22 protein-coding genes are annotated in these 25,924 nt (G+C 68.3%); 8 read left to right on the forward strand and 14 right to left on the reverse strand.

All coding sequences use genetic code 11. The features are described 5' to 3' along the window. Nucleotides 1-55 precede the first annotated feature (55 nt). On the reverse strand, nt 56-961 hold the full coding sequence (locus A2G96_RS31390; protein WP_062804000.1) for a LysR family transcriptional regulator: 906 nt from the start codon (nt 959-961) through the stop codon (nt 56-58). Nucleotides 962-1,086: 125 nt separating this feature from the next. Here A2G96_RS31390 and A2G96_RS31395 point away from each other — a divergent pair, with 125 nt between their 5' ends. From A2G96_RS31395 to A2G96_RS31410, 4 genes are all read left to right on the forward strand, one after another. After that, nucleotides 1,087-2,448, forward strand: coding sequence for an acyclic terpene utilization AtuA family protein (locus A2G96_RS31395; RefSeq protein WP_062804001.1), 1,362 nt, complete (start codon nt 1,087-1,089; stop codon nt 2,446-2,448). Nucleotides 2,449-2,458: 10 nt separating this feature from the next. Next, nucleotides 2,459-2,812 (forward strand): AtuA-related protein, encoded by a 354-nt coding sequence (locus A2G96_RS31400; RefSeq protein WP_062804002.1) that lies wholly within the window; start codon nt 2,459-2,461, stop codon nt 2,810-2,812. A gap of 42 nt (nt 2,813-2,854) precedes the next feature. After that, nucleotides 2,855-3,820 (forward strand): Bug family tripartite tricarboxylate transporter substrate binding protein, encoded by a 966-nt coding sequence (locus tag A2G96_RS31405; RefSeq protein WP_062804003.1) that lies wholly within the window; start codon nt 2,855-2,857, stop codon nt 3,818-3,820. A 197-nt stretch (nt 3,821-4,017) separates the two neighbouring features. Next, on the forward strand, nt 4,018-5,079 hold the full coding sequence (locus A2G96_RS31410; protein WP_082819173.1) for an MBL fold metallo-hydrolase: 1,062 nt from the start codon (nt 4,018-4,020) through the stop codon (nt 5,077-5,079). Between the two features lie 59 nt (nt 5,080-5,138). Here the strand turns inward: A2G96_RS31410 and A2G96_RS31415 are convergent, their stop codons facing one another. Continuing rightward, nucleotides 5,139-5,528: a GNAT family N-acetyltransferase gene (locus A2G96_RS31415; protein WP_062804004.1), complete on the reverse strand. Its 390-nt coding sequence runs from the start codon at nt 5,526-5,528 to the stop codon at nt 5,139-5,141. A 187-nt stretch (nt 5,529-5,715) separates the two neighbouring features. Between A2G96_RS31415 and A2G96_RS31420 the strand changes: the two genes are divergently transcribed. Further along, nucleotides 5,716-7,227 (forward strand): AMP nucleosidase, encoded by a 1,512-nt coding sequence (locus tag A2G96_RS31420; RefSeq protein ID WP_062804005.1) that lies wholly within the window; start codon nt 5,716-5,718, stop codon nt 7,225-7,227. 45 nt (nt 7,228-7,272) lie between these two features. On the opposite strand, the gene A2G96_RS31425 is transcribed toward A2G96_RS31420, so the two are convergent. The 7 genes from A2G96_RS31425 to urtA all read right to left on the reverse strand — a co-directional run bounded on the left by A2G96_RS31425 (nt 7,273) and on the right by urtA (nt 13,825). Then, a complete protein-coding gene (locus A2G96_RS31425; RefSeq protein ID WP_062804006.1) occupies nt 7,273-7,587 on the reverse strand; it encodes a zinc ribbon domain-containing protein in 315 nt (104 codons plus the stop codon). Nucleotides 7,588-7,619: 32 nt separating this feature from the next. Next, entirely contained in the window at nt 7,620-8,852 is a 1,233-nt protein-coding gene (gene fmdA, locus A2G96_RS31430; RefSeq protein ID WP_062804007.1) for a formamidase, read from the reverse strand. Between the two features lie 56 nt (nt 8,853-8,908). After that, the gene (urtE, locus tag A2G96_RS31435; protein WP_062804008.1) at nt 8,909-9,598 is read right to left on the reverse strand and encodes an urea ABC transporter ATP-binding subunit UrtE; all 690 of its coding nucleotides are present in this window, start codon (nt 9,596-9,598) and stop codon (nt 8,909-8,911) included. A 30-nt stretch (nt 9,599-9,628) separates the two neighbouring features. Continuing rightward, a complete protein-coding gene (gene urtD, locus A2G96_RS31440) occupies nt 9,629-10,372 on the reverse strand; it encodes an urea ABC transporter ATP-binding protein UrtD (RefSeq protein ID WP_062804009.1) in 744 nt (247 codons plus the stop codon). 17 nt (nt 10,373-10,389) lie between these two features. Next, nucleotides 10,390-11,532: an urea ABC transporter permease subunit UrtC gene (urtC, locus tag A2G96_RS31445; RefSeq protein ID WP_231909714.1), complete on the reverse strand. Its 1,143-nt coding sequence runs from the start codon at nt 11,530-11,532 to the stop codon at nt 10,390-10,392. Nucleotides 11,533-11,554: 22 nt separating this feature from the next. Then, nucleotides 11,555-12,469 (reverse strand): urea ABC transporter permease subunit UrtB, encoded by a 915-nt coding sequence (gene urtB, locus A2G96_RS31450; protein WP_062804010.1) that lies wholly within the window; start codon nt 12,467-12,469, stop codon nt 11,555-11,557. A 66-nt stretch (nt 12,470-12,535) separates the two neighbouring features. After that, on the reverse strand, nt 12,536-13,825 hold the full coding sequence (gene urtA / locus A2G96_RS31455) for an urea ABC transporter substrate-binding protein (RefSeq protein WP_174549338.1): 1,290 nt from the start codon (nt 13,823-13,825) through the stop codon (nt 12,536-12,538). A 235-nt stretch (nt 13,826-14,060) separates the two neighbouring features. On the opposite strand from urtA, the gene A2G96_RS31460 reads away from it, so the two are divergent. Then, a complete protein-coding gene (locus A2G96_RS31460) occupies nt 14,061-17,393 on the forward strand; it encodes a hybrid sensor histidine kinase/response regulator (RefSeq protein WP_062804012.1) in 3,333 nt (1,110 codons plus the stop codon). Further along, the gene (locus A2G96_RS34315) at nt 17,377-18,282 is read left to right on the forward strand and encodes a response regulator (protein ID WP_062804013.1); all 906 of its coding nucleotides are present in this window, start codon (nt 17,377-17,379) and stop codon (nt 18,280-18,282) included. Before A2G96_RS31460 ends, A2G96_RS34315 begins: the two co-directional genes overlap by 17 nt. 152 nt (nt 18,283-18,434) lie before the next feature. Here A2G96_RS34315 and A2G96_RS31470 read toward each other — a convergent pair whose 3' ends face one another. Continuing rightward, nucleotides 18,435-19,076, reverse strand: coding sequence for an OmpW/AlkL family protein (locus tag A2G96_RS31470; RefSeq protein WP_062804014.1), 642 nt, complete (start codon nt 19,074-19,076; stop codon nt 18,435-18,437). A 343-nt stretch (nt 19,077-19,419) separates the two neighbouring features. Further along, nucleotides 19,420-21,114: a 2-isopropylmalate synthase gene (gene leuA, locus A2G96_RS31475; RefSeq protein ID WP_062804015.1), complete on the reverse strand. Its 1,695-nt coding sequence runs from the start codon at nt 21,112-21,114 to the stop codon at nt 19,420-19,422. A gap of 611 nt (nt 21,115-21,725) precedes the next feature. Here leuA and A2G96_RS31480 point away from each other — a divergent pair. Next, complete coding sequence (locus A2G96_RS31480; protein WP_231909715.1) at nt 21,726-23,072, forward strand: hypothetical protein; 1,347 nt, start codon at nt 21,726-21,728, stop codon at nt 23,070-23,072. Between the two features lie 335 nt (nt 23,073-23,407). Here the strand turns inward: A2G96_RS31480 and A2G96_RS31485 are convergent, their stop codons facing one another. From A2G96_RS31485 to A2G96_RS31495, 3 genes are read right to left on the reverse strand one after another with little or no spacing between them, the layout of a single operon-like run. After that, the gene (locus A2G96_RS31485) at nt 23,408-23,719 is read right to left on the reverse strand and encodes a DUF6587 family protein (protein WP_062804017.1); all 312 of its coding nucleotides are present in this window, start codon (nt 23,717-23,719) and stop codon (nt 23,408-23,410) included. A 14-nt stretch (nt 23,720-23,733) separates the two neighbouring features. Beyond that, on the reverse strand, nt 23,734-25,590 hold the full coding sequence (gene feoB / locus A2G96_RS31490) for a ferrous iron transport protein B (RefSeq protein WP_062804018.1): 1,857 nt from the start codon (nt 25,588-25,590) through the stop codon (nt 23,734-23,736). Between the two features lie 15 nt (nt 25,591-25,605). Beyond that, complete coding sequence (locus A2G96_RS31495; protein WP_062804019.1) at nt 25,606-25,917, reverse strand: FeoA family protein; 312 nt, start codon at nt 25,915-25,917, stop codon at nt 25,606-25,608. Between the last annotated feature and the right edge of the window lie 7 nt (nt 25,918-25,924).

The raw sequence follows: 25,924 nt of genomic DNA on the forward strand, positions 1-25,924 counted from the left end.
GCGCTGCTTTTTCTTCAAAGCGTACCCAATTCTGCGTACCGCTCGCGCACGCGATTCAGCGCCGCGCGGGCGCCTTGCCGCCGCGGTAGAACGCCTGCAGGGCCTCGATCATCGCGGCGGCCGCGGCCGAATCGCCGCGGTCCTTGAGCCGCACCAGGCAGATATCGCGCACCAGCGACGGCAGCTGCAGCGGCCGGATCGCCAGCCCTTCGCGGCGGAACTGGAACAGCGCCAGTGACGGCACCGCGCTGATGCCCGGGCCTGCCTGCACCAGCGCCGCCACCGTCGCCAGGTGCTCCACCTCCATCACGCTGGCCAGCCGCAACGGATGCAGCGCCGCGTCCAGGTGCTGGCGCACGCTGGTCGTGCGCGACAGCTGGATGAACGGCAGCCCCGTCAGCATCTCCGGCGTGATGCGCCGCTTGCGCGCCAGCGCATGGTCCGCCGGGCACACCAGGTGGAAGGTGTCGCGCACCAGCGGCTCGACGCGCAGGTCGTCGTCCTGCGCCGGCGCGGGCGCCAGCGCAAAGTCGGCGCGGCCCTGCCGCACCAGCTCGATGCAGCCGTCGGCAAGCTGGTCGAACAGTTCCAGCACGATGCCCGGATAGCGCGCGCGGAACTGCGCCAGCAGTGGCGGCAAATCGCCCCCCGCGAGCGAGGGCAGCGCCGCGATCGACACCCGCCCCTTGCGCCGCTCGGCGTGCGCGCGCAGGTCTTCGAACGCGGTCTCGAAGTCGGCCAGCAGCCGGCGCGCGGCCTGCTCGAAGCGCACGCCGTCGGTGCTCAGCTCCACATGCCGCGTGGTGCGTTCGAACAGCCGGCTGCCGGCCTGCTCTTCCAGCGTCTGCACCAGCGCGCTGAAGGCCGACTGCGACAGGTGGCAGGCACGCGCCGCGCGCGTGAAATTGCGGTAGGTGGCCAGCGCCACGAAGGCGCGCAGGTGCTTGACCGACAGGTTCATGGGGCCAGCGTATCTATCCAGGAAGTCGATAGATTAATCCAAATAATCCGTTTTTTGGCTGAGCCTGCGCACCCTAGAATGGGACCGACCTGCCCGATTCCTGGCTCCCGATTTCTCACTCGACCATGACTGCTCCCTTGCTGATCGGCTCCGGCGCCGGCTTCTCCGGCGACCGTACCGATGCCGCGCTGCCGGTGGTGCGCACGCTGATCGCCGCGGCGCAGCCGGCCGCGCTGATCTTCGAGACCCTGGCCGAGCGCACCCTGGCGCTGGCGCAACTGGCGCGGCGCAACGATCCCGCGCAAGGCTACGAGCCGCTGCTCGATGCGCTGCTGGCGCCGGTGCTGGGGCTGTGCCTGCAGCACCGCATTGCCATCGTCGGCAATTTCGGTGCCGCCAATCCGCGCGCTGCCGCGCGGCGCGTGCTGCAGCTGGCCAGCGAACTGGGCCTGGCCGCGCCGCGCGTCGCCGTGGTCGAGGGCGACGACCTGTCCGACGCGCCCGGGCGCGCGCGCCTGCACGGGATCCTCGGCGACGCCTTCGACGCCGAGCGCTTTGTCTGCGCCAACGCCTATATCGGCGCGCAAGGCATTGCCGATGCCCTCGCCGCCGGCGCCCAGGTGGTGGTGTGCGGGCGCGTGGCCGACCCGGCGCTGGCGTTGGGGCCGGCGATGGCGCACTTCGGCTGGGCCTGGGACGACTGGGACCGGCTTGCCGCCGCGACCATGGCCGGGCACCTGCTCGAATGCGGGGCGCAGGTCACCGGCGGCTACTTTGCCGATCCGGGCCGCAAGGAGGTGCCGGACGTGCACGCGCTGGGCTTTCCGATCGCGCAGCTCGATGCCGGCGGCGGCATCGAACTCTTCAAGGCCGCCGACACCGGCGGCTGCGTCGACCTGCGCACGGTCAAGGAGCAGCTGCTGTACGAAGTCCACGACCCATGCGCCTACCTGACGCCGGACGTGGTGGCCGACATCGGCGCCGTCACCGTGGCGCAGCTGGGCCCGGACCGCGTGTCCGTGCGCAACGTGCGCGGCCACCCGCGCCCGGCGCAGCTCAAGGCCAATGTGTTCAGCCACGGCGGCTGGCTGGCCGAGGGCGAGATCTCTTACGCCGGCCCCAACGCCGCGGCGCGCGCGCGGCTGGCCGCCGACATCTTGCGCCGGCGCATGCGCATGCTGGGCCACGACGCGCCGATCCGCTTCGACCTGATCGGCGTGCTCAGCGTGCTCGCCGACGATGCCGGCGCCATGCTGGCGCAGCCCCAGCCGCACGAGGCGCAGGCGCAGGACGTGCGCCTGCGTGCCGCGCTGGCGCATGACGACCTGGCGGTGGCGCAGGCGCTGCAGCGCGAGGTCAACGCGCTCTATACCTGCGGCCCCGCCGGCGGCGGCGGCGTGCGCACGGCGCAGCGCGCGCGGCTGAACGCGGTGTCGTGTCTGGTGCCGCGCGCCGCGGTCACGCCCACCTTTACCTTCATCGACTGAGGAGCCCGCCATGCCCGCCACCGCCGCGCTCTACCAGTTCGCCCATGGCCGCACCGGCGACAAGGGCGACCGTTCCAACATCAGCGTGATCGCCTATGACCCGCGCGACTTCGAGCACCTGGTCGCGCACGTGACCGAAGACGCGGTGCGCGCGCTGTTTCGCGAGCGCCGGCCTGCGGCGGTCACGCGCTACCTGGTGCCGTCGCTGCAGGCGATGAACTTCGTGCTCGACGGCGTGCTCGATGGCGGCGTCAACGATGCGCTCAACCTCGACACCCACGGCAAGGCGCTGTCGTTCCGCCTGCTGCAGCTTGAGATCCCGCTGCCGCCGCGGCTCGCGCCGGGGGCTTCGGACCACCCTTGAACCCTTGCCTTCACCGATAACGATTTCAACAGGAGACCTCACATGCATCCGCTCTTCAAGCCACTGGCCGTTGCCGCGCTCGCGCTGGTCCTGCCCGCGGGCCAGGCCTGGGCCGAGTTTCCCGACAAGCCGATCCGCTTCGTGGTGCCGTTTGCCGCGGGCAGCGCCACCGACCAGCTCGCGCGCGCCGTCGGCCAAGCCATCACCGTGGACAGCAAGGTCACCGTGGTGGTCGACAACAAGCCCGGCGCCAATGGCTTTATCGCCGCGTCCGACGTGGCCAAGGCGGCGCCGGACGGCTACACCGTGCTGATCAGCACCAACACCACGCATGCGGCCAACGAGCACCTGTTCAAGAAGCTGCCCTACGACCCGGTCAAGGACTACACGCCCATCACCGCGCTGGGCCGCGGCGGCCAGATCATGGTCGTGAATCCGCAGGTGCCGGCCAGGACCGTGGGCGAGTTCATCGCGCTGGCGCGGCAGCAGCCGGGCAAGCTCAGCTTCGGCAGCGGCAGCTCGTCGTCGCGCATTGCCGGCGAGCTGTTCCAGCAGATGGCGCAGGTGCAGCTGCTGCACGTGCCGTACAAGAGCAACCCGCTCGCGATCACCGACCTGCTCGGCAACCAGATCCAGATGATGATCACCGATACCGCCACCGGCCTGCCGCAGGTCAAGAGCGGCAAGCTGCGCGCGCTGGGCGTGTCGGGCAAGGCCCGCTCGCCGCTGGCGCCGGAGGTGCCGACCATCGATGAAGCCGGCGTCAAGGGCTATGAGATGAGCTACTGGTTCGCCGCCTACGCGCCCGCGGGGACGCCGCAGCCGGTGGTGGCCAAGCTCAACGCAATGATGGTGAAGGCCGCGCGCAGCGAGACTGCCGCCGGCTTCTACAAGTCGACCGGCACCGAGATCTTCACCAGCACGCCCGCGGAACTGGCGAAGTTCCAGTCGCAGGAGTCCGGCAAATGGGGCCGCATCATCAAGGCGGCGAATATCCAGCCAGAGTAAAAACCGGGCGGCGCAAGCTCCCATGCATGGAAAACGGGGCCCATGGGCGTGCACATGGCCCCGTTTTTTACGCAGAAGTAGGTACGCTTTGACCCTTTCGGCCTTGTCGGACAAGGCGCGGCTAAGATATGCGCTGGCCGCGCGCCCCCATGCGCCGGCCTGCTCCTCGATAACACCAACCAGAACAGGATCAGGATATGAAGCTGCAGTCCATGGTGGGCCATGCCACCCTCAGCCGGCGCGCGCGCCTCACGTTGCGCCAGGCAGTATCGAGCGCCATCGTCGCCATCGCCATGGGCAGCGCCGTACTGGCCGCGGGCGTGGCCAGCGCGCAGACCGCCACGCCGCCGGCGCAGCAGAAGACCCAGGTGCCGGGCTACTACCGCATGATGGTCGGCCAGCTCGAAGTCACCGCGCTCTATGACGGCTACATCGACCTGGACACCAAGCTGTTCAAGTACACCAGCGCGCGCGAAGTGCAGAGCCTGCTGGCGCGCATGTTCGTGGCGTCGACGCCCGGCATGCAGACCGCGGTCAATGCCTACCTGGTCCATACCGGCAGCCGCCTGGTGCTGGTCGACACCGGCGCGGCCGGCTGCTTCGGGCCGACGCTGGGACGCATCGGCGAGAACCTGCGCGCCGCGGGCTATGCGCCCGAGCAGGTCGATACCGTGCTGCTGACGCACCTGCATGGCGACCATGCCTGCGGCCTGGCCATCGACGGCAAGGCCGCGTTTCCGAACGCCACGGTCTATGTCGACAAGGCCGACCTCGATTACTGGCTGAGCGATGCCAACGCCGCCGCCGCGCCGAAGGAGGCGCAAGGCCTGTTCGCGATGGCGCGGGCCGCGGTCGCGCCGTACCAGGCGGCGCAGCGCCTGCGCACCTTCAACGGCGGCGCCGGCAGCGGCTCCATTCCCGAGCCGGTTCCGGGCGTGCGCGTGGTGCCGGCCAACGGGCATACCCCGGGCCATAGCGGCTACCTGTTCACCTCGGGCAACGACAGCCTGCTGCTGTGGGGCGATATCGTGCACAACCACGCGGTGCAGCTGCGCCGCCCGCAGGTGGCGATGGAGTTCGACGTCGACAGCAACCAGGCCGTGATCACGCGCAAGCGCATCCTCGAGCAGGCCGCCAGGGGGAAACTGTGGGTGGGGGGCGCGCACATGCCGTTCCCGGGCCTGGGCCACGTGCGCCGCGACAGCGCCGGCTATACCTGGGTGCCGGCCGAATATGGCCCGATCCGCAACGACCGCTAGCGCGGCAGGTGCCGGCCCGGGCGGGTTCAGGGCAGAGTCAGGACAGGACCAGGACAGGTTCAGGGCCGGCGCCGCTCCATCGCGACCATCGAGGGCGTAAAGCCGAGCTGGCCGAAGAAGGCGGCTTCGGACGAGCGCGCCGCGCGCAGCATCCAGCTGATATCGGGATCGCTGCCGACGATATGCCGCACCAGCGCGCGGCCGATGCCGTGACGGCGGTGGCCGGGCGCCACCACTACCATCGACAAGAAACCGTCGCAGACGTCGTCGCACAGCGCGCGGGCAAAGCCGACCACCTCGCCCTTCTCGACCGCCACGGCGACGCGCTGCGAATTGGCCACCAGCCGCGCGAACTTGTCGGGGCCGCCGACCCGGTGGGCCCAGCCATTGGCGATCAGTAGTTGTCTGGCTGCCTCGAGGTCGTCGGGCAACAGGTTACGGATTTCCATTGGCGGCTCTCCCAGCAAAGCATGTACGGCCCCTCGCCGCCCCTTGCCACCAGGGGCGCCGCGAGTCGAGAACGGCACGGCAAGCCGTGCCGCGCAATTGGCGGAGTGTAGCGAGCGGGCGCGGGCGCGTCAATTTGGCGGCCGGCGGGCCGGGGCGTTGCTCACCGCGGCGCTCTGGCGCGGTATCATGGCCTCCATGAACGCCCCCGTCTTTTCCTCCGCGCATCCGGCCGACCAGCTCGCCGAGTTCACCGACGCGGATGCGGCGGTTGCCCGCATCCGCGAGATCTACGAGGCATCGGTCGGCGCCGTGCGCGCGCGCTTCGATGCCTTCGCCGACGGCAAGCCGTTGCCCTCGGCCGCGCATGCGTGCTATCCGTACCTGGGCATCTCGGTCAACATCGAGACCATGGTCACCGACAGCCGCCCGTCCTGGGGCACGGTGGCGTACCCCGGCGTCTACGGCACCACGGTGACGCGCCCCGACCTGCTGGCCGACTACTACCGCGACCAGATCGAGCGGCTGATGCGCTATCACCGCGTGCCGGTGGTGGTAGGCCTGAGCCGGCGCCCGATCCCGCTGCCGTTCGTGATCGAGGCCTCGACCACCGACATCAGCTACACCCAGGCGCGCGAGCTGGAAGCGTCGTTCGTGCTGCCGGAGCTGAACCGCATCGACGACGGCATTGCCAACGGCACCTACGAGCCGGTGCCGGGCGAAGCCTGGCCACTGTCGCTGTTCCCCGCCGAGCGCGTGGACCTGGCGCTGCAGCGGCTCTACCACTACACCGGCACGGCGCCGCAGCACTTCCAGCGCTTCGTGCTGTTCACCAACTACCAGCGCTATGTCGACGAGTTCGTCGCGCTGGGGCGCGCGCTGATGGGGAATGGCGACGGCAGCGGCAACGGCAATGGCGACGGCGGCGGCTACACGCGCTTCGTCGAGCCTGGCGACGTGGTGCAGGACCTGGGCGCACCCGAACCCGACGACGCCACGCGCCCGCGCGTGCTGCCGCAGATGCCGGCCTACCACCTGGTGCGCGGCGACAAGCTGGGCGTGACGCTGGTCAATATCGGCGTGGGGCCGTCCAACGCCAAGACCATGACCGACCACCTCGCCGTGCTGCGCCCGCATTGCTGGCTGATGGTGGGCCACTGCGGCGGCCTGCGCCGCTCGCAGCAGCTGGGCGACTACGTGCTGGCGCACGCCTATGTGCGCGACGACCACGTGCTTGACCACGACCTGCCGCCGTGGGTGCCGGTGCCGCCGATCGCCGAGATCCAGGTGGCGCTGCAGGAAGCCGTGGCTCGCGTGACGGGTTTGTCCGGCAACGAGATGAAGACGCGCATGCGCACCGGCACGGTGGTGTCGACCGACGACCGCAACTGGGAGCTGAAGTCCAAGGCGCTGTACGCGCGCTTCAACCAGTCGCGCGCGATCGCCATCGACATGGAAAGCGCGGCGGTGGCCGCCAACGGCTTCCGGCTGCGGGTGCCGTATGGCACGCTGCTGTGCGTATCGGACAAGCCGCTGCACGGCGAACTCAAGCTGCGCGGCATGGCCAACGCGTTCTATCGCCAGCGCGTCAGCCAGCACATGACCATCGGCCTGGAAGCGATCCGAATCCTGCGCGAGAACGGCGTCGAGCAACTGCATTCGCGCAAGCTGCGCAGCTTTGACGAGCCGGCGTTCCGGTAGTCGCTGAGCGGCCCGCTTCCGCCGGCGCCGGGGCGGTACTTGCGCTCAGTGGCTGATCATCCAGGGCCGCCCTCCGGAAGCCTTGGCCGCGTCCGTGCGACCGGCCAGCCGGACCGGGCCGCAGCAGCCACACCCGGCGCCATGCGCCGACGATGACCTGGGCTCGGCCGCGCTGCGCTCATTGATCGCATGCGCCGCGCGCACCGGCGCCGCCAGGCTGGCCAGCGCCGGTGCGGCCACCAGCGCGCGCGCCGCCAGCGCGCCGCAGTGCGGGCAGGCCGCGGCTTCGTCGCGCCGCGACATTGGCCGCATCACCGCGAAATCGCCACAATCTTCACACCGATAGTCGTAGGTGGGCATTGCATCTCCGCCAGGGGGGCACCGCTGGGTTTTCAGGTCAGGTCGGGCGCGAGCGGCAGGTCCACGCCGCCCTGGATCATCTTTACCGGCCCGTTGGCGTTGGGCCGGATATCGAAGTCAAAAATCTGCGTCGGCAGCCACAGCGTGGCGCAGGCATTGGGAATGTCGACCACGCCGCTGATATGCCCCTGGACCGGCGCGGTGCCAAGGATCGAGTACGCCTGCGCGCGCGAGTAGCCGAACCGAGTCAGGTATTCGATCGCGTTCAGGCACGCCTGCCGGTAGGCCACGTGCACGTCCAGGTAGTGCTGCGTGCCGGCCTCGTCGACCGAGATCCCTTCGAAGATCAGGTAGTCGTTGTAGCCGGGGGTGATCGGGCTGGGCTTGAAGATCGGATTGCGGATGCCGTACTTGGCCATGCCGTCCTTGATCAGCGATACGCGCATATGCACCCAGCCGGCCATTTCGATGGCGCCGCAGAACGTGATTTCGCCGTCGCCCTGCGAGAAGTGCAGGTCGCCCACCGACAGGCCCGCGCCGTCGACATAGACCGGAAAGTAGACCTTGGCGCCGCGCGACAGGTCCTTGATGTCGCAGTTGCCGCCGTGTTCGCGCGGCGGCACCGTACGCGCGCCGGCAGCGGCGGCACGGTCGCGCGCCTCCCCCTGCAGCCGGCCCATGTGCGCGGTGGCGGCAAAGGGCGGGTTGGCCAGCGGTGGCACGCGCGCCGGATCGGTGGCGATGAAATCCAGCTCGCGCCGGTTCCAGGTCTCCAGCATGGCATGGTCCGGCAGGCAGCCGATCAGGCCCGGGTGGATCAGGCCGGCAAAATTCACGCCGGGAACGTGGCGCGACGAGGTATAGAGTCCGTGGAAATCCCAGATCGATTTCTGCGCCTGCGGGAAGTGGTCGGTCAGGAAGCCACCGCCGTTCTGCTTTGAGAAGAAGCCGTTGAAGCCCCACTGGCAGTCCGGCTTGGCGCCGATGTCGAGCAGGTCCACCACCAGCAGGTCGCCGGGCTCGGCGCCATGCACGCCCACCGGCCCGGACAGGAAGTGCACGATCGACAGGTCGATGTCACGCACATCGTCGGCCGAATCGTTGTTGCGGATAAAGCCGCCGGTCCAGTCGTAGGTCTCGAGGATAAAGTCGTCGCCGGGCCTGACCCAGCAGGCCATCGGGATGTCCGGGTGCCAGCGGTTGTGCACATTGGGGTTCTGGTACGGCGATTCGGCCAGGTCGACCTTGATCAGGGTGTCCGTCATGACGTTGCCTCCTTGGGTGGCGTGGTTGGATCGCGTGGTAAGGAATGGAATCCGGCTCAGACCGATAGCAGTCGCCGGATATGGTCCACATCGGTGCTGTGGCGCTGGGTCTCGTGCACGAAGCGGCCGCCCTCGATGACCAGCAGGCGGTCCGCCACCTCCAGCGCAAAGCTCAGCACTTGCTCGGAAAACACGATGGTGATGTCGCGCGTGCGGCGGATCTGGTTCAGCGCGCGGGCGATGTCCTTGATGATCGACGGCTGGATGCCCTCGGTAGGCTCGTCCAGCAGCAGCACCCTGGGGTTGGCCACCAGGGCACGCGCAAGCGCCAGTTGCTGCTGCTGCCCGCCAGAGAGGTTGCCACCCTTGCGCCGGCGCATATCGAACAGCACCGGGAACATCGCGAAAATCTCGTCGGGGATGCGGCGGCTCTTGCCTTGCTCCATGCCGGTGAGGATGTTCTCCTCGACGCTCAGGTGCGAGAAGATCATGCGTCCCTGCGGCACGTAGCCAAGGCCGGCGCGCACGCGGCGATAGCTCTCGTCGCGCGCGACGTCCCTGCCGTCCACGCGGACCTGGCCCGAGCGCACCGGCAGCATGCCGATCATGGCCTTGAACAGCGTGGTCTTGCCCATGCCGTTGCGGCCCATGATCGCCACCGTCTCGCCCTGGGCGGCGGCAAACGACACGCCGTGCAGCACCTCGCTCTGGCCATAGTTGACGACCACGTTATCGACTGTGAGCATGGGGATTCTCCGTACGTAGGGATGGCTGCATCAGTGGCCCAGGTAAACGTCGATCACGCGCGGGTCTTGCTGCACCTGGTCCATCGACCCTTCGGCCAGGATCCGGCCCTGGTGCATCACGGTGACCTTGTCGGCGATCTGCCTGACGAAATCCATGTCGTGCTCGATCACGATCACGGCGCGGCCCTTGCTGATGCGCCTGAGCAGCGCGGCGGTCTGCTCACGCTCGCGCACGCTCATGCCGGCGATGGGCTCGTCGAGCAGCAACAGCTGCGGCGCCTGCATCAGCAGCATGCCGATCTCCAGCCACTGCTTCTGGCCGTGCGACAGCTGTGCCGCCTCGCGCTCCAGCGCATCGGCCAGGCCGATCTGCGCCGCCACCTCGGCCACGCGCCCGCGCACCTCCGTGCTGGTGCGGAAGGTCAGCGCGCCCAGCACGCCGCGCCCGCGCGGAAACGACACCGCCAGGTTCTGGAACACGCTCAGGTTCTCGTAGATCGATGGGGTCTGGAACTTGCGGCCGATGCCGGCGCGCACGATCTGGTACTCGGGCAGCCCCGTCATCTCGCGGTTGGCAAACTTGATGCTGCCGCCGCCGGCACGGGTCTTGCCGCACACCAGGTCCAGCAGCGTGGTCTTGCCGGCGCCATTGGGGCCGATGATCACGCGCAGCTCGTCGCGGTCGACATAGAGCGTGAGCCCGTCGATGGCCTTGAAGCCGTCGAACGAAACCGTCAGGTCTTCCACGGCCAGCATGAAGTCGGTATTGCTCATGGTGTCTGCCTCGCGCGTCAGGCCGTCGTGGCCGGGATGCCCTCGGCCGGCGCGGGCGGATCGTCGGCACGGCGGCGCGCCAGGTACTTGCGGTAGAGGCCGGCCAGCCCGTCCGGGAACGCCACCACCACGCCGATGAACAGCGCCGCCATCAGGAACAGCCAGAGATCCGGGAAACTCTCCGAGAAATAGGTCTTGCCGGCATTGACCAGCAACGTGCCCCACACCGCGCCGACCAGGCTCATGCGCCCGCCCACGGCGGCGAAGATGACCATCTCGATCGACGGCACGATGCCGACGAACGAGGGCGACATAAATCCCACCTGCAGCGTGAACATGGCACCGCCGATGGCGGACAAGCCCGCCGCCAGGCAGAACACGAACACCTTGAACATCGACACGTCGTAGCCGGAGAAGCGCACCCGGTCTTCCTTGTCGCGCATGGCCAGCAGCAGCACGCCGAGCTTGCTGCGCTGGATCCAGCGGCACAGCGCGATCGCGCCGAACAGCAGCGCGACGTTGACGAAGTAGAGGATGAGCCTGGCGCTGTCGGTGCGGATATCCCAGCCGAGCAAGGTCTTGAGGTCGGTAATGCCGTTGACGCCGCCGGTATAGCCTTGCTGGCCGATGATCAGCACCGATAGGATCAGCGCCACCGCCTGCGTGATGATGGCAAAGTAGACCCCGCCGACACGGCGGCGGAACATCGCGAAGCTGACCACGAAGGCCAGCAGCACCGGGATGACGACGACGCCGGCCAGCGCGAGCGGCAGGTGGCGGAACGGCTCCCACCACCAGGGCAGCGCGCTCAGCTGGTTCCAGTCCATGAAGTCGGGAATGCCGGGCGTGGACTGGATCGCCGTGCTCTTCGGGTCAGAGGCCTCGAGCTTCAGGAACATCGCCATGGCATAGCCGCCAAGGCCGAAGAACACGCCTTGCCCCAGGCTCAGCACACCGCCATAGCCCCACAGCATCACCAGCCCCACGGCGACGAAGGCATAGCTGAGGTACTTGCCGGCCAGGTTCAGCCGGAACACATCCAGCGCGAGCGGCAGTGCCACCAGCAGCACCAGTGCCAGCAGCGCGTAGCCGGACCATTCGGCGCCGGCATGCTGCCGCAGCCGCCGCAGGTTCAACGCAAGGGGTTTCGAGGACGACATCACAGGCTCCCTGGAAAGGAATTCAGCGGCGCGCCGCCGGCGCGAACAAGCCTTGCGGGCGGATCATCAGGATGGTCACGATCAGCAACAGCGTCAGCACGCGCGCCATCGACCCCGTCATGAAAAACTCGGAGACCGATTGCATCTGCGCGATGCCGAAGGCCGAAGCCACCGTGCCAGCGAGGCTGGCCGCGCCGCCGAACGTGACCACCAGGAACGCGTCGACGATGTAGAGCGAGCCGCTGGTCGGCCCGGTCGAGCCGATGGTGGTGAACGCGGCGCCGGCCACGCCGGCGATGCCGCAGCCGATCGCGAAGGTGAGCCGGTCGGTGCGGCGCGTGTTGATACCCGCGGCATTGGCCATGGCCCGGTTGGCCGTGGTGGCGCGCACGCGCAGGCCCCAGCGTGAGCGGTACAGTGCCAGCCAGACCAGCCCGGCCACGCCCAGCGTCAGCGCCATCACGAACAGGCCGTTGATGGGAATATCCAGGCCGGGGGCGGGCGTCCATGAGCCCATCAGCCAGTCCGGCAGCGTCGGGCTGACTTCCTTGGGCCCGAAGCTGGATCGGAACGCCTGCTGCATGCCGAGCGACAGCCCCCAGGTGGCCAGCAGGGTATCGAGCGGACGTTTGTAGAGATGCCGGATCAGCGCCCACTCGCTCAGCCAGCCCGCGCTGAAGGCAAGCGCGAACGCGCCGCAGATGGCCATGGGGAAGTAGTACGGCATCCACGCGGGCGCCAGGCGTTCGGCCGTGGCCGATGCCAGGAAGACCGTATAGGCGCCGATGGTCATGAACTCGCCATGGGCCATGTTGATGACGCCCATCTGGCCGAAGATGATGGCCAGGCCAAGCGCCATCAGCAGCAGCACCGAGAACAGGCTCAGCCCGGCAAAGCCCTGCATCAGGGCAATGTTCAGCATGTCGGAGAGGCTCATGAAGACGGCTCCGTGAGGTCAGGGGATCACGGCCGGCATGGCAGCCATTGCCAGCCCGGCGCGGTATTACTGGTAGCCTTTCGGGAACGGGTTGGGCGCAATCAGCTGCGGCGATTCGGCCACCACCCTGAACTGGCCGTCGGGCTGCGCCAGGCCGACCCGCGTCTTGCTCCACAGGTGATGGTTCGCATCCACCTTGACGTAGCCTTCGGGCGCGGTCTTCAGCTCGATGCCGGGAGAAGCCGCCACCACCTTGTCGACATCGAAGCTGCCCGCTTTCTCGACCGCGGCCTTCCATAGCCACGGGCCCAGGTAGGCCGCCTGGGTGACATCGCCGATCACGGCCTTGCCGCCGTACCTGGCCTTGAAGGCATCGACGAACTGCCTGTTGTTGGCGTTGTCCAGTGACTGGAAGTACTTCATCGCGGCATAGAAGCCGGCGATGTTCTCGCCGCCGATGCCCAGCACTTCATCCTCGGTGACCGAGATGGTCAGCAGGAACTGCTTGTCCGCGGTGATGCCGGCTGCCTTCAGCTGCTTGTAGAAGGCCACGTTGGAGCCGCCCACCACGATCGCGTAGATGCAGTCCGGCCTGGCCACCTTGATCTTGTTGATCAGCGAGTTGAAGTTGGTATGGCCCAGCGGGTAGTACTCTTCGCCGACCACCTTCAGCTTCAAGAAATTCTCAATGTGCTTGCGCGCGATCTTGTTCGACGTGCGCGGCCAGATGTAGTCCGAGCCGATCAGGAAGAAGCTCTTGGCCTGCTTCTGCCTGGCGGCCCAGTCCAGTCCCCAGATGATCTGCTGGGTGGCCTCCTGGCCGGTGTAGATCACGTTCTTCGATTGTTCGAGGCCCTCGTAGAAGGTGGGGTAGTAGAGCAGGCCGTTCTCCTTCTCGAACACCGGCAGCACCGCCTTGCGCGAGGCCGAGGTCCAGCAGCCGAACACCGCGGCAGCACGGTCGTTGACCAGCAGCTTGCGTGATTTCTCGGCAAAGGTGGGCCAGTCGGAGGCGCCGTCCTCCTTGACCACCCGGATCTTGCGGCCAAGGATGCCACCGGCTGCATTGATCTGGTCGATGGCGAGCTGCTCGGCCTGGATCGAGCCCGTTTCAGAGATTGCCATGGTGCCGGTGGCCGAGTGCAGCTGGCCGACGGTGACTTCGGTATCGGTCACGGCCAGCCTGGTGGTGTTGACCGTAGCGGTAGGCAGGCTGGCGCCCTGCGCGCGCGCCGCCAGGCCCGCCAGCGGCAGTGCCGGCAGGGCGGCCAGGCCTTGCATCAGGCGCCGACGCGGCAGCGATGGCGCGCCGTCGCCATGGGTGGTTGGGGATCCGTTGCTGTCTGTGTCACGCATGATCGACGCTCCTTGGGGACGAGGTGAGTGGGCTGAGCCGTGGCGGCAATGCAGCTTGCGAGACGATCATGCTGGGCTGCGGCAAGGGCGGCCATACGTCATTCAACGTACGCGCCGTTCGCGGCAGGATCGCCAGGCGCATCGGCACGGCGGCACAGCTCTTGCATCAGCGCGGCTCGACGCCAGCGCCCTGCCGCCGTTGCCACGTTTTCCGACCTTTCCTCCGGACCGAACCATGTCGAGCGCCAGCCAGCCAGTCCAGCGCATCAGCAAGATCCGCCGCGACTACAACCGCTGGGTGGCAGACGAGACTCTCGAGGACTACGCGCTGCGTTTTGCACCAAGGTCGTTCCGCAAGTGGAGCGCGTTCCGGGTGGCCAATACCGCTTTTGGTGCAGTCGCCTTCCTGGCGCTGGAGGCCATCGGCGCCGCCATCACGCTGAGCTATGGCTTTACCAACGCGATGTGGGCGATCGGCGTGGTCAGCCTGGTGATCTTCCTGACCGGCCTGCCGATCGCTTACTACGCGGCGCGCCATGGCCTGGACATCGACCTGCTGGCGCGCGGCGCCGGCTTCGGCTACCTGGGGTCGACCATCACCTCGCTGATCTACGCCAGCTTCACCTTCATCTTCTTCGCGCTTGAGGCCGCGATCATGGCCCAGGCCTTCGAGCTGCTGTTCGACCTGCCGCGGCCGGTCGGCTACCTGCTGTCGGCCATGGTGGTCATCCCGCTTGTTACGCATGGCGTCACGCTGCTGTCGCGCATCCAGCTCTGGTCGCAGCCGGTGTGGCTGGTCCTGCTGGTGCTGCCCTACGCGCTGATCCTCTGGCGCGAGCCCCAGCGCTATGGCGACTTCCTGTCGCTCAACGGGCGCCTGGCCGATGGCGATGGCTTCTCCTGGCCGGCATTCGGCGCGGCCGCCACCGTGGCGGCCGCGCTGATCGCGCAGATCGGCGAGCAGGTCGACTTCCTGCGCTTCATGCCACCGCTGACGCGGCGCAACCGCGTGCGCTGGTGGAGCGCGCTGATCGTGGCCGGCCCCGGCTGGATCATCCTGGGTGCGGCAAAGATGGCGGGCGGGGCGTTCCTGGCCTTTGTGGTGCTGCAGGCCGGGCAGCCGCTCACGCATGCGCTCGAACCCACGCAGATGTACCTGGCGGGCTTTGCACGCGGGCTGGGGCCGGCCTGGCCCGGCTGGGTCGCCGTGGCGCTGACGGGATTGTTCGTACTGGTCTCGCAGACCAAGATCAATATCACCAACGCCTATGCCGGCTCGCTGGCATGGTCGAATGTGTTTGCGCGGCTGACGCACAGCCACCCGGGCCGCGTGGTGTGGCTCGCCTTCAATGTGCTGATCGCGGTCATGCTGATGGCCATGGGCGTGTTCGAGGCGCTGGAGCAGGTGCTGGCGCTCTACGCCCACCTCGCCGTCGCGTGGGTTGGCGCGCTCTTCGGCGACCTCGTCATCAGCAAGCCGCTCGGGCTTTCGCCGCGGCATATCGAATTCCGGCGCGCCTACCTGTTCGATATCAACCCTGCCGGCTTCGGCGCGATGCTGCTGGCATCTGCGGCGTCGATGGTGGCCCACCTGGGGGTGTTGGGCGAGGGCCTGCGCCCGGCTTCGGTCGGTGTCGGCCTCGCGCTCGCGATCCTGCTGTCGCCGCTGATCGCCCTGGCCACGCGCAGCCGCTATTTCATCGCGCGCGCGCCCGCCGACTTCGGCCGTCGCCATGCCGTGATCCGCTGCGCCATCTGCCGCAATCCCTTCGAGCAGGAAGACGTGGCCGCGTGCCCAGCCTATCGCGGCCCGATCTGCTCGCTCTGCTGCACGCTCGACGCGCGCTGCGGCGACCGCTGCAAGCCGGGAGCCAGCGCCCATGCGCAGGTCGCCACGGCGCTGACGCGTGTGTTGCCGGCGGGCACGCCGCCGGACATGGTGCGTCGCATCGGACAATTCGGAATGCTGCTGGCGGGGATGATGTTTATGTTCGGCACCCTGCTGTGGCTGCTCTATACGCAGGAGCAGCTGTCCGGTCCGCTGGCCGCGCCGCGCGCCAGCCTGTTCCTCAAGCTCGGCGCCGGCCTGGTGCTGTTCGCTGCCGTGGCCGCCTGGTGGCTGGCGCTGGCCAATGAAAGCCGTGCCGTGGCGCAGGAAGAATCCGAGCGCCAGAACCAGTTGCTGCAGAAGGAGATCGATGCCCACCGCCGCACCGATGCGCTGCTGCAGGGAGCCAAGGAAGCCGCGGAACACGCAAACCAGGCCAAGAGCCGCTTTATCACCGGCATGAGCCATGAGATGCGCGCCGGCCTCAACGCAATCCTCGGATATTCGCAGTTGCTGCTGCGCGCACCTGCGCTGCCCGCCCCCTGCCGCGAGGATGTGCGCACCATCGGGCGGGCCGGCGAGCACCTGTCCAGCCTGGTCGACGGACTGCTGGAGCTGTCGCGCATCGAGGCCGGCAAGCTGCGCCTGGAGCAGGAAGCGGTGGCGCTGCCAGAGCTGCTGGACGAGCTCGTCCGCATGTTCCGGCCCCTGGCCACCGCGCGCGGCCTGGCGTTCCACTATCGTGTGGCCGGCACGCTGCCGGCGCACGTACGTGGCGACGCCAAGCGCTTGCGCCAGATCCTCATCAACCTTGTCACCAATGCGATCAAGTTCACCGAGCAGGGCGAGGTCGTGCTGACGGTGCAGCACCAGCGCGAGCTGGCCACCATCGCCGTCAGCGACACCGGGCCCGGCATCGCCGCGCATGACCAGGCGCGCATTTTCGATCCGTTCGAACGCGCCACGCCGCACGACGAACAGGAGGGCATTGGCCTGGGGCTCGCCATCGTGCGCCTGCTGGCGGACCTGATGGGCGGGGACATCCGCGTGCGCAGCGCGCCGGGCAAGGGCAGCGAGTTCTCGGTACGGCTGTACCTGCCAAGCGTGCAGGCGCCGCTCGCGCGCCCGCCGGCCGTACCCGCGCAGCCGTTGCCAGCGGGCGCGCGCGTGCTGGTTGTCGATGACCGCGCCGCGCATCGCGCGGTGCTGCGCGGCTTCCTCGCGCCGCTTGGCCTGACCGTGCGCGAAGCGGGCGATGGCGCCGGCTTGCAGGCCGAACTGTGCCGCTGGCAACCGCAACTGGTGCTGCTCGACCTGAACCTGCCCGATGCGTCCGGCTGGGACCTGTGCCGCCAGATCCGCGCGCTGGACCCGGCGCCACAGGTGGTGATCGTCTCTGCCAATGCGCATGAGAACACCGACGAGACGCGGGCGCTGCACGGCTACCTGGGTTTTGTCAGCAAACCGGTGCGCGAGCGCGAACTGGTGGAGATGGTGCGGCGCGCGCTGGCTCAGCCCCAGCCCCAGCCTGCGGCAGCGCCGGCGCCGGACACCCTGCGTGAGCTGCTGCAGCTGGGCGCCACCGGCAGGCTGCGCGCGGTAGAGGCGCAACTTTCAGAACTGGCGCAAGAAGGCGGCGCCGTGGCCGCCTGGGCGCTGCAGATGCTGGCGCTCGCGCGCACCGATGCCGCCGCGCTGACCACATCACTTGGCGAGGCCCTCCATGCATCCCGAAGCTGATCGCCCGCAGGCGCCGCCCGCGCCTGAGACCCGCGTACTGGTGGTCGACGACAATGCCGATGCGCGTAGCTTCATGACCCGTGCGCTGGCTGACGAAGCCATGCTGGTGCACACCGCCGCGAGCGGCAACGCCGCGCTGGACGTGCTTATGCATTTCACGCCCGACGCGGTGCTGCTGGACGTGGACATGCCCGGCATGGACGGCTTTGCCACCTGTGTGCGGCTGCTGGACCGGCACGCCGACCTGCCGGTCATCTTCATGACCGGGCTGGGTGATATCGGCCATATCGTGCGCGGCTTCGAGATCGGCGCCTGCGACTACGTGACCAAGCCGGTAGCAATTGCCGAGGTGGTGGCGCGGCTGCGGTCGCACGCAGGCAAGGCGCGGCTGGCACGCAGCGCGCGGCAGGCAGTACTGGGCAGCTCGGTGCCGATGTTCGCGGCCGGCCGTGGCGGCAAGATCCTGTGGATCAACGACAGCGCGATGGCATTGCTGCATGCGCGGGGATGGCCGGTGCCGGGTCCTGGCGAAGGGTTGGCATCCGGGCTGCATGCAGCCGTGCTACGCCTGTGCATCGCAGCGGAAACCAGTGCCGACGGACTTTGCCTGCGCCGCCTGACAAGCGAGGCCGCCGAGGTGGTGGTGGTGGAGTTGTCCGCGCCGGGGCAGGACCTCGGTGCGTCTGCCGCCGTGCCGGTGCTGACGCCGCGCGAGGCCGAGGTGATGGCCTGGGTGGCGCGAGGCAAGACCAATCGCGATATCGCCGAGATCCTGGGGATGAGTCCGCGCACGGTAAACAAGCACCTGGAACACATCTACGAAAAGCTCGGCGTGGAAACACGCACGGCAGCGGTCGCGGCAGCCCGGCGCACGCTGGGGACGGCATGACGTGCCGGCCGCCAATACAAAGAACAGGCCGGCGTGCCGGCAGAGGACGTGGCGAGTCTGGTCAGGCATTGAAGCTGGCTGGTCGCCGCATCGGCATGTCGTCGAAAAAACCGGCGCCTGATGGCGCCGGTTTCTTGCACGCAGGCGGCAACTCAGAACCGATATCCCACCCCGACGCTGAACAGCCACGGATCCAGGCTCACCTTGGAGACCTTGACGTCCCCCGCCTTCACGTCGCTCTTCAGCCAGATCTTCTTGATGTCGGCGTTGAGGAACCAGTTCCTGGTCAGCTTGTAGTCCATGCCGATCTGCAGCGCCGGGCCCACGCTCCAGCTATCCAGTTGCAGCGAGTTGTTGGCGAGGTTTTCGCCCCAGATGTGGGTGAAGTTCAGGCCCGCGCCGATATACGGGCGGAAGGTGCCGTTGGGAATGAGGTGGTACTGCATCAGCAGCGTCGGCGGCAGGTGCTTGAAGGTGCCGATCTTGTTGCCGTCGAGATAGACGTTCTGCTTCTGCGGCACAGTCAGCACCAGTTCGGCGGCAAAGTTCGGCGTGAAGAAGTAGGTGACGTCGAGTTCCGGAATCCACTTGTTGTTGACCGTGATGCGGTCTGAGCGGCCGACGCCGCCAACGGGATCCGAGCTGTGGGCCATGTCGAGGTAGGTGCCGCGCAGACGCACCATCCAGTTGCCCTGGGCGTCGTCCGCGGCGGCCGCGGGCGTGGCGAAGGCGCCGAGCATGGCGCAGGCGGCGATGGCCGAACAGGTGGCGGTGCGAAGAGACAGTGTTTTCATGAGGTCTGCTTGGTTTGTTATCGAAGCCGCGCCCAGTGTGGCCGAGCGGGCCGGCGAGGGCCTTGACACAAAACAAGCGGAACCAAATGGCGCGCGCGGCGTCGCGATCGCGCTACAACGCGGCACAACCAACGCGCCCTCGGACATCGCTTCTAACCACATGCGAAATGATTCGTAGCGCGGCCCGATGCTGCCGCTTACGCTGTGCGAAAGATCCGAGCACGCGCAATACGTGTCCGGATCGCACCAGGCATGTCGTGGGCGTCCGCAAGGGCGTCTTTCCGGGTGTGCCCCGTGGGGGCGGGGCACACCGGTTTTCTTGCGCAACGCTACACGCCAGGCATCAGGCCACGGCGGCGCTGGCCGTGTTGTGAGCGGCGGCAGCAAAGCCCGCCTGCAGGTGCCGGTTCACGCCCGACAGCACCGCACGCAATGAAGCCGTGACGAGGTTGGCGTCGATGCCCGCGCCGAACCCGGTCGGCGAATCGCCCACGCGGACTTCGACATAGCACGCTGCGCGCGCGTCGGCGCCGGCGTTCATCGCATGCTCGTGGTAGTCCATCACGCGTACCGGCAAATCCAGCGCATCGATGAAGGCGTCGATGGGACCGTTGCCGCTGCCGCGCACGCTGCAGGGCTGGCCGTCGCGCTCCATCTGCACCGTGATCGCGGTGGCGCCGGTACTGTCGCTTGCCAGCTGGTGCGAGACATAGCGCAGCGGCGCCTCGCGCGCCAGGTACTCGCGCTGGAACAGGCCATACAGGTCGTCCGCGCTCGCTTCCAGTCCGGTGTCGTCGGTCATGGCCTGCACCGCGCGGCTGAACTCGATCTGCAGGCGGCGCGGCAGGTAGAGGCCGTGCACCTGTTCCAGCAGGTAGGCCATGCCGCCTTTGCCAGACTGGCTGTTGACGCGGATCACCGCGTCGTAGCTGCGGCCCAGGTCGGCCGGGTCGATCGGCAGGTAGGGCACTTCCCAGATCGCGTCCGGCTGCTGCTGCGCGAAGCCCTTGCGGATCGCATCCTGGTGCGAGCCCGAGAACGCGGTGAAGACCAGGTCGCCCACATACGGATGGCGCGGATGCACCGGCAGCTGGTTGCAGTGCTCGACGCACTGGCGCACCGCATCGATGTCGGAGAAGTCCAGCTGCGGCGCCACGCCCTGCGTGTAGAGGTTCAGCGCCAGCGTTACCAGGTCGACGTTGCCGGTGCGCTCGCCGTTGCCGAACAGGCAGCCCTCGACGCGGTCGGCGCCTGCCATCAGCGCCAGCTCGGCCGCCGCCACCGCGGTGCCGCGGTCGTTGTGCGGATGCACCGACAGCGCAATATGCTCGCGCCGCGCGAGGCGCCGGTGCATCCATTCGATCTGGTCGGCGAACACGTTGGGCGTGCTGCATTCGACCGTGGTCGGCAGGTTCAGGATCATCGGACGGCCCGGGCCGGCCTGCCACGCGGCCGACACCGCGTCGCTGACTTCCAGCGAGAAATCGAGTTCGGCCAGGCTGAAGGTCTCGGGCGAATACTCGTAGGTCCACGCGGTTTCGGGCATGGCATCGGTCAGCGCCTTGATCAGGCGCGTGCCCGAGACCGCGACTTCCTTGATCTCGTCGCGCGAGGCATTGAAGACGATGCGCCGCCAGGCCGGTGCGATCGGGTTGTACAGGTGCACGATGGCGCGGGCCGCGCCGCGCACGGATTCGACGGTGCGGCGGATCAGGTCTTCGCGCGACTGCGTCAGCACGACGATGGTGACGTCGTCGGGGATGCGCCGTTCTTCGATCAGCATGCGCACGAAGTCGAAGTCGGTCTGCGACGCGGCGGGGAACGCCACTTCGATTTCCTTCAGACCGATCTTCACCAGCTGTTCGAACAAGCGCAGCTTGCGCGCCGGGTTCATCGGCTCGATCAGGGCCTGGTTGCCGTCGCGCAGGTCGGTGCTCATCCAGCGCGGTGCGCGCGTGATGGTGCGGCCGGGCCAGCTGCGGTCAGCCAGGTCGACGGTGGCGGCAGGGCGGTACTTGGTGGCGGGATTGACGAGCATACGGGGTCTCCTTCCTCGCAAGGGAAGATAAAAACGGAAAAACGGGAAAAGGGTGGCGCAAGGCTGCCGAACTGCCACGGGGCCCTAGGCCCGGCAACCGATCGGTAGGCTTAGCAGTAGCGAGGAAGCGCGCAGGGCGCGGCCCGATGCCAGGGCAGCCAGCACGCGCGCGCGGGCAGCGATGCGGGACGCATCGGCAGCCTGGCAGGGAGTGCTGGTGTAACGGTTCATCGTGGCGGGAGTCGGAGGGGCCGGGGCCGCTCCACGTGGGTGCGCATGCCGCGCAGGTCCATAGGAACGGGCAAGGTTAGTCGACAAGTCCGGGACTGGTCAAGCGTTGCGCACGTGCCGTCGAGCGCGGCAAACCGTCGTGGCCCGCTCAGGGGATGGTGGAAACGGGCTGCGCCAAACGGTTGGGGCCGGCTGCAGTGCGTGCCGTTCGGCCGCGGTTTTCCTCGTCCGAATGGCGATGTCCTGCGCTGAATGGATGACTCCCCGCGATGTTCTGTGCGCTGCACCTCAGTCGTCTGGCTGGTATTGCGCGGGCCACTTTGTGCCTAGGCTGATAGCGCGGGAAAAACACGACTGGGGGGAACATCATGAGACTGAGAATGTGGGCATCCTGGCTGGCGGGCTCGGCCGCGGCCCTGTTGCTGGCGGCATGCGGCGGCGGTGGTGGCGGCAGCGCGCCCGCCGCGCCGGCATCGGGCGGCACCACCACGCCGCTGACCTATAGCGCGAAGATGAGCGTGACCTCGGGCGAGGTCGGTGTCGGCCGCACGCTGACCATCAGCGCGCTGGCGGTCGACAGCAACGGCGTCGACGTATCGGGCAACACCACCTTCGACTGGACCAGCACCGACAGCGCCGTCGCCACCGTAACGCCGAGCTCGGGCACGCCGGGCAGCGCCGTGGTCAGGGGCGTGGCGCCGGGCACTACCACCGTGCAGGTGGCGGCCACGGTGCGGGGGAGCGACAACACCACCGTACAGCTGCCCCCGCAATCGGCCACCATCACCGTGGTGCCGGCGTCGGCGCTGAGCTACACGCTGTCGATGCCTGCCACCAGCCTGTCGATGAGCGACGGCCAGGAGCTGCCGGTCAAGGTGACGCTGCTCGACAGCAACGGCAGCGATGTGTCGGCCAGCGTCTCGAACTGGGCCTGGTCCAGCAGCGGTACCGCGGTCCAGGTCACGGCCAGCCAGAACAGCGCCACGCTGAAGGCCAGCAACGGCTCGCCGACGACCGCGGCCACGGCCAGTGTCTCGGTGTCGGTGACCGCGCCTGACGGACATGCCCTCAGCGGCGTCATCGCGGTGACGGTGCAAAAGAACGGCGCCGCGGCCTATCGCGTGGTGACCACCAAGGGCGGGCGCGAGGTCAACGCGCTGCAGGTGTTCAGCAATCGTCCCGACACCTTCAGCGCGCGCGTGCTGCGCCACGACGGCCAGGACGTGACCGCGGATTTCGACGGCAGCTGGAGCTATACGGCAAGCTCGGCAACGCTGTCGGCAACGGAAGCTGCGGGTACGCATGACGCCACGGTGCGAACCAGCCTGGCCGGCGACACCGGCCCGGTGCAGGGCAGCCTGACTGTGACCGCAGTCAGCAGCAAGCTGGGCGAGCGGCGCAGCGCCACCCTGACGGTGACGGAAAACCCGCTGTGGGCACTGGTGGGCGACAACCAGGATCCGATCACGCTGTTGCTGCTGGCGCCGACGCCGGTCGAGGTGACCGCGCGCATGAAGCACCTGGGCGAGGATGCGCAGTTCACCGCGTGCAGGGACTGGGCATGGTCCAGCACCGGGCCGGTGTCGCTGAGCCCGAGCATGGTGATGCTGCCCAACCAGGTGCGCGCCAGCGGCACCGGTCCCGGCGACTTCACCATCACCGCGACCTGCACCGCAGTCGCCGACAATACGCCGCTGAAGCTGGTCTTCTACGGTACGGTCAAGTAAGCGCCGGTATCCCGCAACTGGCGAGACGCCCTCCGGATGGAGGGCGTTTTGTTTTGCACGTTTTGCTTTGCGAAGACGCAAGCGGGAGAGGGAGTACACAAGCGGCAGGGATAACCGGTCGAGCGTACCCGTTTCTGCGTGCCTGCCCGGCAGGCGAGCGCGTAAAGCGTACCCAATTCTGCGTGCATCGGAACGGGCCCGATTGACCAGCAAAAAGGCCCACGCCGCCGCCTGCAAAGACGGCCGGACGCGCGCCATCCGCCGCCTGCCGCGACCATGCGGCAGCAGCGGGCGTACCCGTTTCTGCGTGGAGGATAAGGGAGGAAAAGCGCGCCTCAGCGCTTGCGCACGAAGCGCACCACCTGCTCGGCAGGCTTGTCCTGGCTGGTGGAGTTGCTGGTATTGGCGTCGCAGGTATTGCAGCCGCCGTCGTCGCAGCCGCTGGCACAGCCGGCGGCGGCCTGCGGGGCCAGCCAGCGGGCCAGGCGGCCGCGCCAGCCGGCGGCGGCAGGGCCGCCCAGGCGCGCCGCCAGCGCCGCCTTGACGCGCTCGCGCGTGCGCGGCGCGTAGCGGGCCACCACCGATACCGCGCACGCCAGCACGATCAGCGGGACCAGCAGGGTTTCGATGGCGTGGTAGAGGCTCATGGCGGCGGGTGGCCTCAGCTGAACAGCAGCGCGACGCGGTAGGTCACGAACGCGGCCAGGTAGGCCAGCCCGGTCAGGTAGGCGGCCGACAGCGCCATCACCTTCCACGAGTCGGTCTCGCGCCGGATCACCGCCAGCGTGGAGATGCACTGCGGCGCGAACACGTACCACGCCAGCAGCGACAGCGCGGTGGCCAGCGACCATTGCGCGGCGATCATGGGCGCCAGCTGCGTGGCCACGGTCTCTTCGCTGCCCGACAGCGCGTACACGGTGGCCAGCGCGCCCACCGCGACTTCGCGCGCGGCCAGGCCCGGCACCAGCGCAATGCAGATCTGCCAGTTGAAGCCCACCGGCGCGAACACCTTCTGCAGCGCATGGCCGATCATGCCGGCAAAGCTGTAGTCGATCGCCGGCGCAGTCGCGCCCTCAGGCGCGGACGGGAAGGTCGACAGGAACCACAGCAGCACCGTCAGCGCCAGGATCACCTTGCCCACGCGCGACAGGAAGATGCGGGCACGCTCCCACAGGCCGATGGCGATGTCGCGCGGATTGGGGATACGGTACGACGGCAGCTCCATCAGCAGCGGATGGTCGGTGCGGTCGCGGCGCAGGAACTTGAGCGCATAGGCCACCACCAGCGCGCTGACGATGCCCGCCACGTACAGCGCGAACAGCACCAGCCCCTGCAGGTTGAGCAGGCCCATCACGGTGCGCTCGGGGATGAACGCGCCGATCAGCAGCGCATAGACCGGCAGCCGCGCCGAACAGGTCATCAGCGGCGCCACCAGGATGGTGGTGAGCCGGTCGCGCGGGTCCTGGATGGTGCGCGTGGCCATGATGCCGGGGATGGCGCAGGCAAAGCTCGACAGCAGCGGGATGAACGAGCGCCCCGACAGCCCCGCGCCCATCATCAGGCGATCGAGCAGGAACGCCGCGCGCGGCAGGTAGCCGGATTCTTCCAGCGTCAGGATGAACAGAAACAGGATCAGGATCTGCGGCAGGAACACCACCACGCTGCCCAGCCCGGCGACCAGGCCATCGACCAGCAGGCTCTTGAGCATGCCGTCGGGCAGCCAGGCGCCCAGCATCTCGCCGGCCCAGTGCACGCCGCCCTCGATGCCGTCCATCAGCGGCTCGGCCCACGAGAACACCGCCTGGAACATCAGGAACAGCAGCACCGCCAGCAGCAGCAGGCCGAACACCGGGTGCAGCACGATGCGGTCGATGCGGTCGTCCAGCGCGGCGGTGCGCGCCGGCATGCTCACCGCGGCCGACAGCAGGCGGTTGACTTCGGCATGCACGTCGAAGTCCGGGCCCGATGCAGTGCCAGCGGGCGGGGCCGGCGGCAGCGTGGCATCGAGCAGGCTGACCAGCGCCGCGGCGCCGTCGCGCCGGACCGCCACGGTGCTGACCACCGGCACGCCGAGCGCGGCCGACAGCTTGTCGCGGTCGATCTGGATGCCGCGGCGCGCAGCCGCGTCGCTCATATTGAGCACCACCACCATCGGCAGCCCCAGCTGGCGCAGTTCCAGCACGAAGCGCAGGTGCAGGCGCAGGTTGGTGGCATCGACCACCGACACCAGCAGGTCCGGGCGCGCCTCACCGGCGCGCTGGCCCAGGCAGACATCGCGCGTGATGGCTTCATCCAGGCTGGCCGCATGCAGGCTGTAGGCGCCGGGCAGGTCAAGGATGCGCACCTGGCGCCCGGCCGGCGACACGAAGTAGCCTTCCTTGCGCTCGACGGTGACGCCGGCGTAGTTGGCCACCTTCTGGCGGCTGCCGGTCAGGCGGTTGAACAGTGCGGTCTTGCCGCAATTGGGATTGCCGACCAGCGCAATGCGCAGGGCAGAAGGGGAAGCAGCTGCAGACATAATCCGGGGAAAGGCTCAGGCGGTCCGCTTGGCGGACGGTGGGGCAGTCTCGTCGCCCTGCGTGGCGGGGGCGATGCGGGTGACCGAGGCGCTGGCGATTTCCACGCTGATGCGCGCCGCCTCCGAGCGGCGCAGCGCAAAGCGCGTGAAGCCTACCTGCGCCACCAGCGGATCCATGCCGAACGGCCCGTAGGCAATGACCTGCACGGGCTCGCCGGCAACGAAGCCGAGTTCGCGCAGGCGGCGCGCAACCGGATCCCCTGGGGTGGCGTCGTCCACCGATTGCACTACGGCGGGCGTGCGCCGTGGAAGTTCAGACAACCGCATCATGCTT

This window comes from Cupriavidus nantongensis (genome assembly GCF_001598055.1).
GTDB classification, from domain to species: Bacteria; Pseudomonadota; Gammaproteobacteria; order Burkholderiales; family Burkholderiaceae; genus Cupriavidus; species Cupriavidus nantongensis.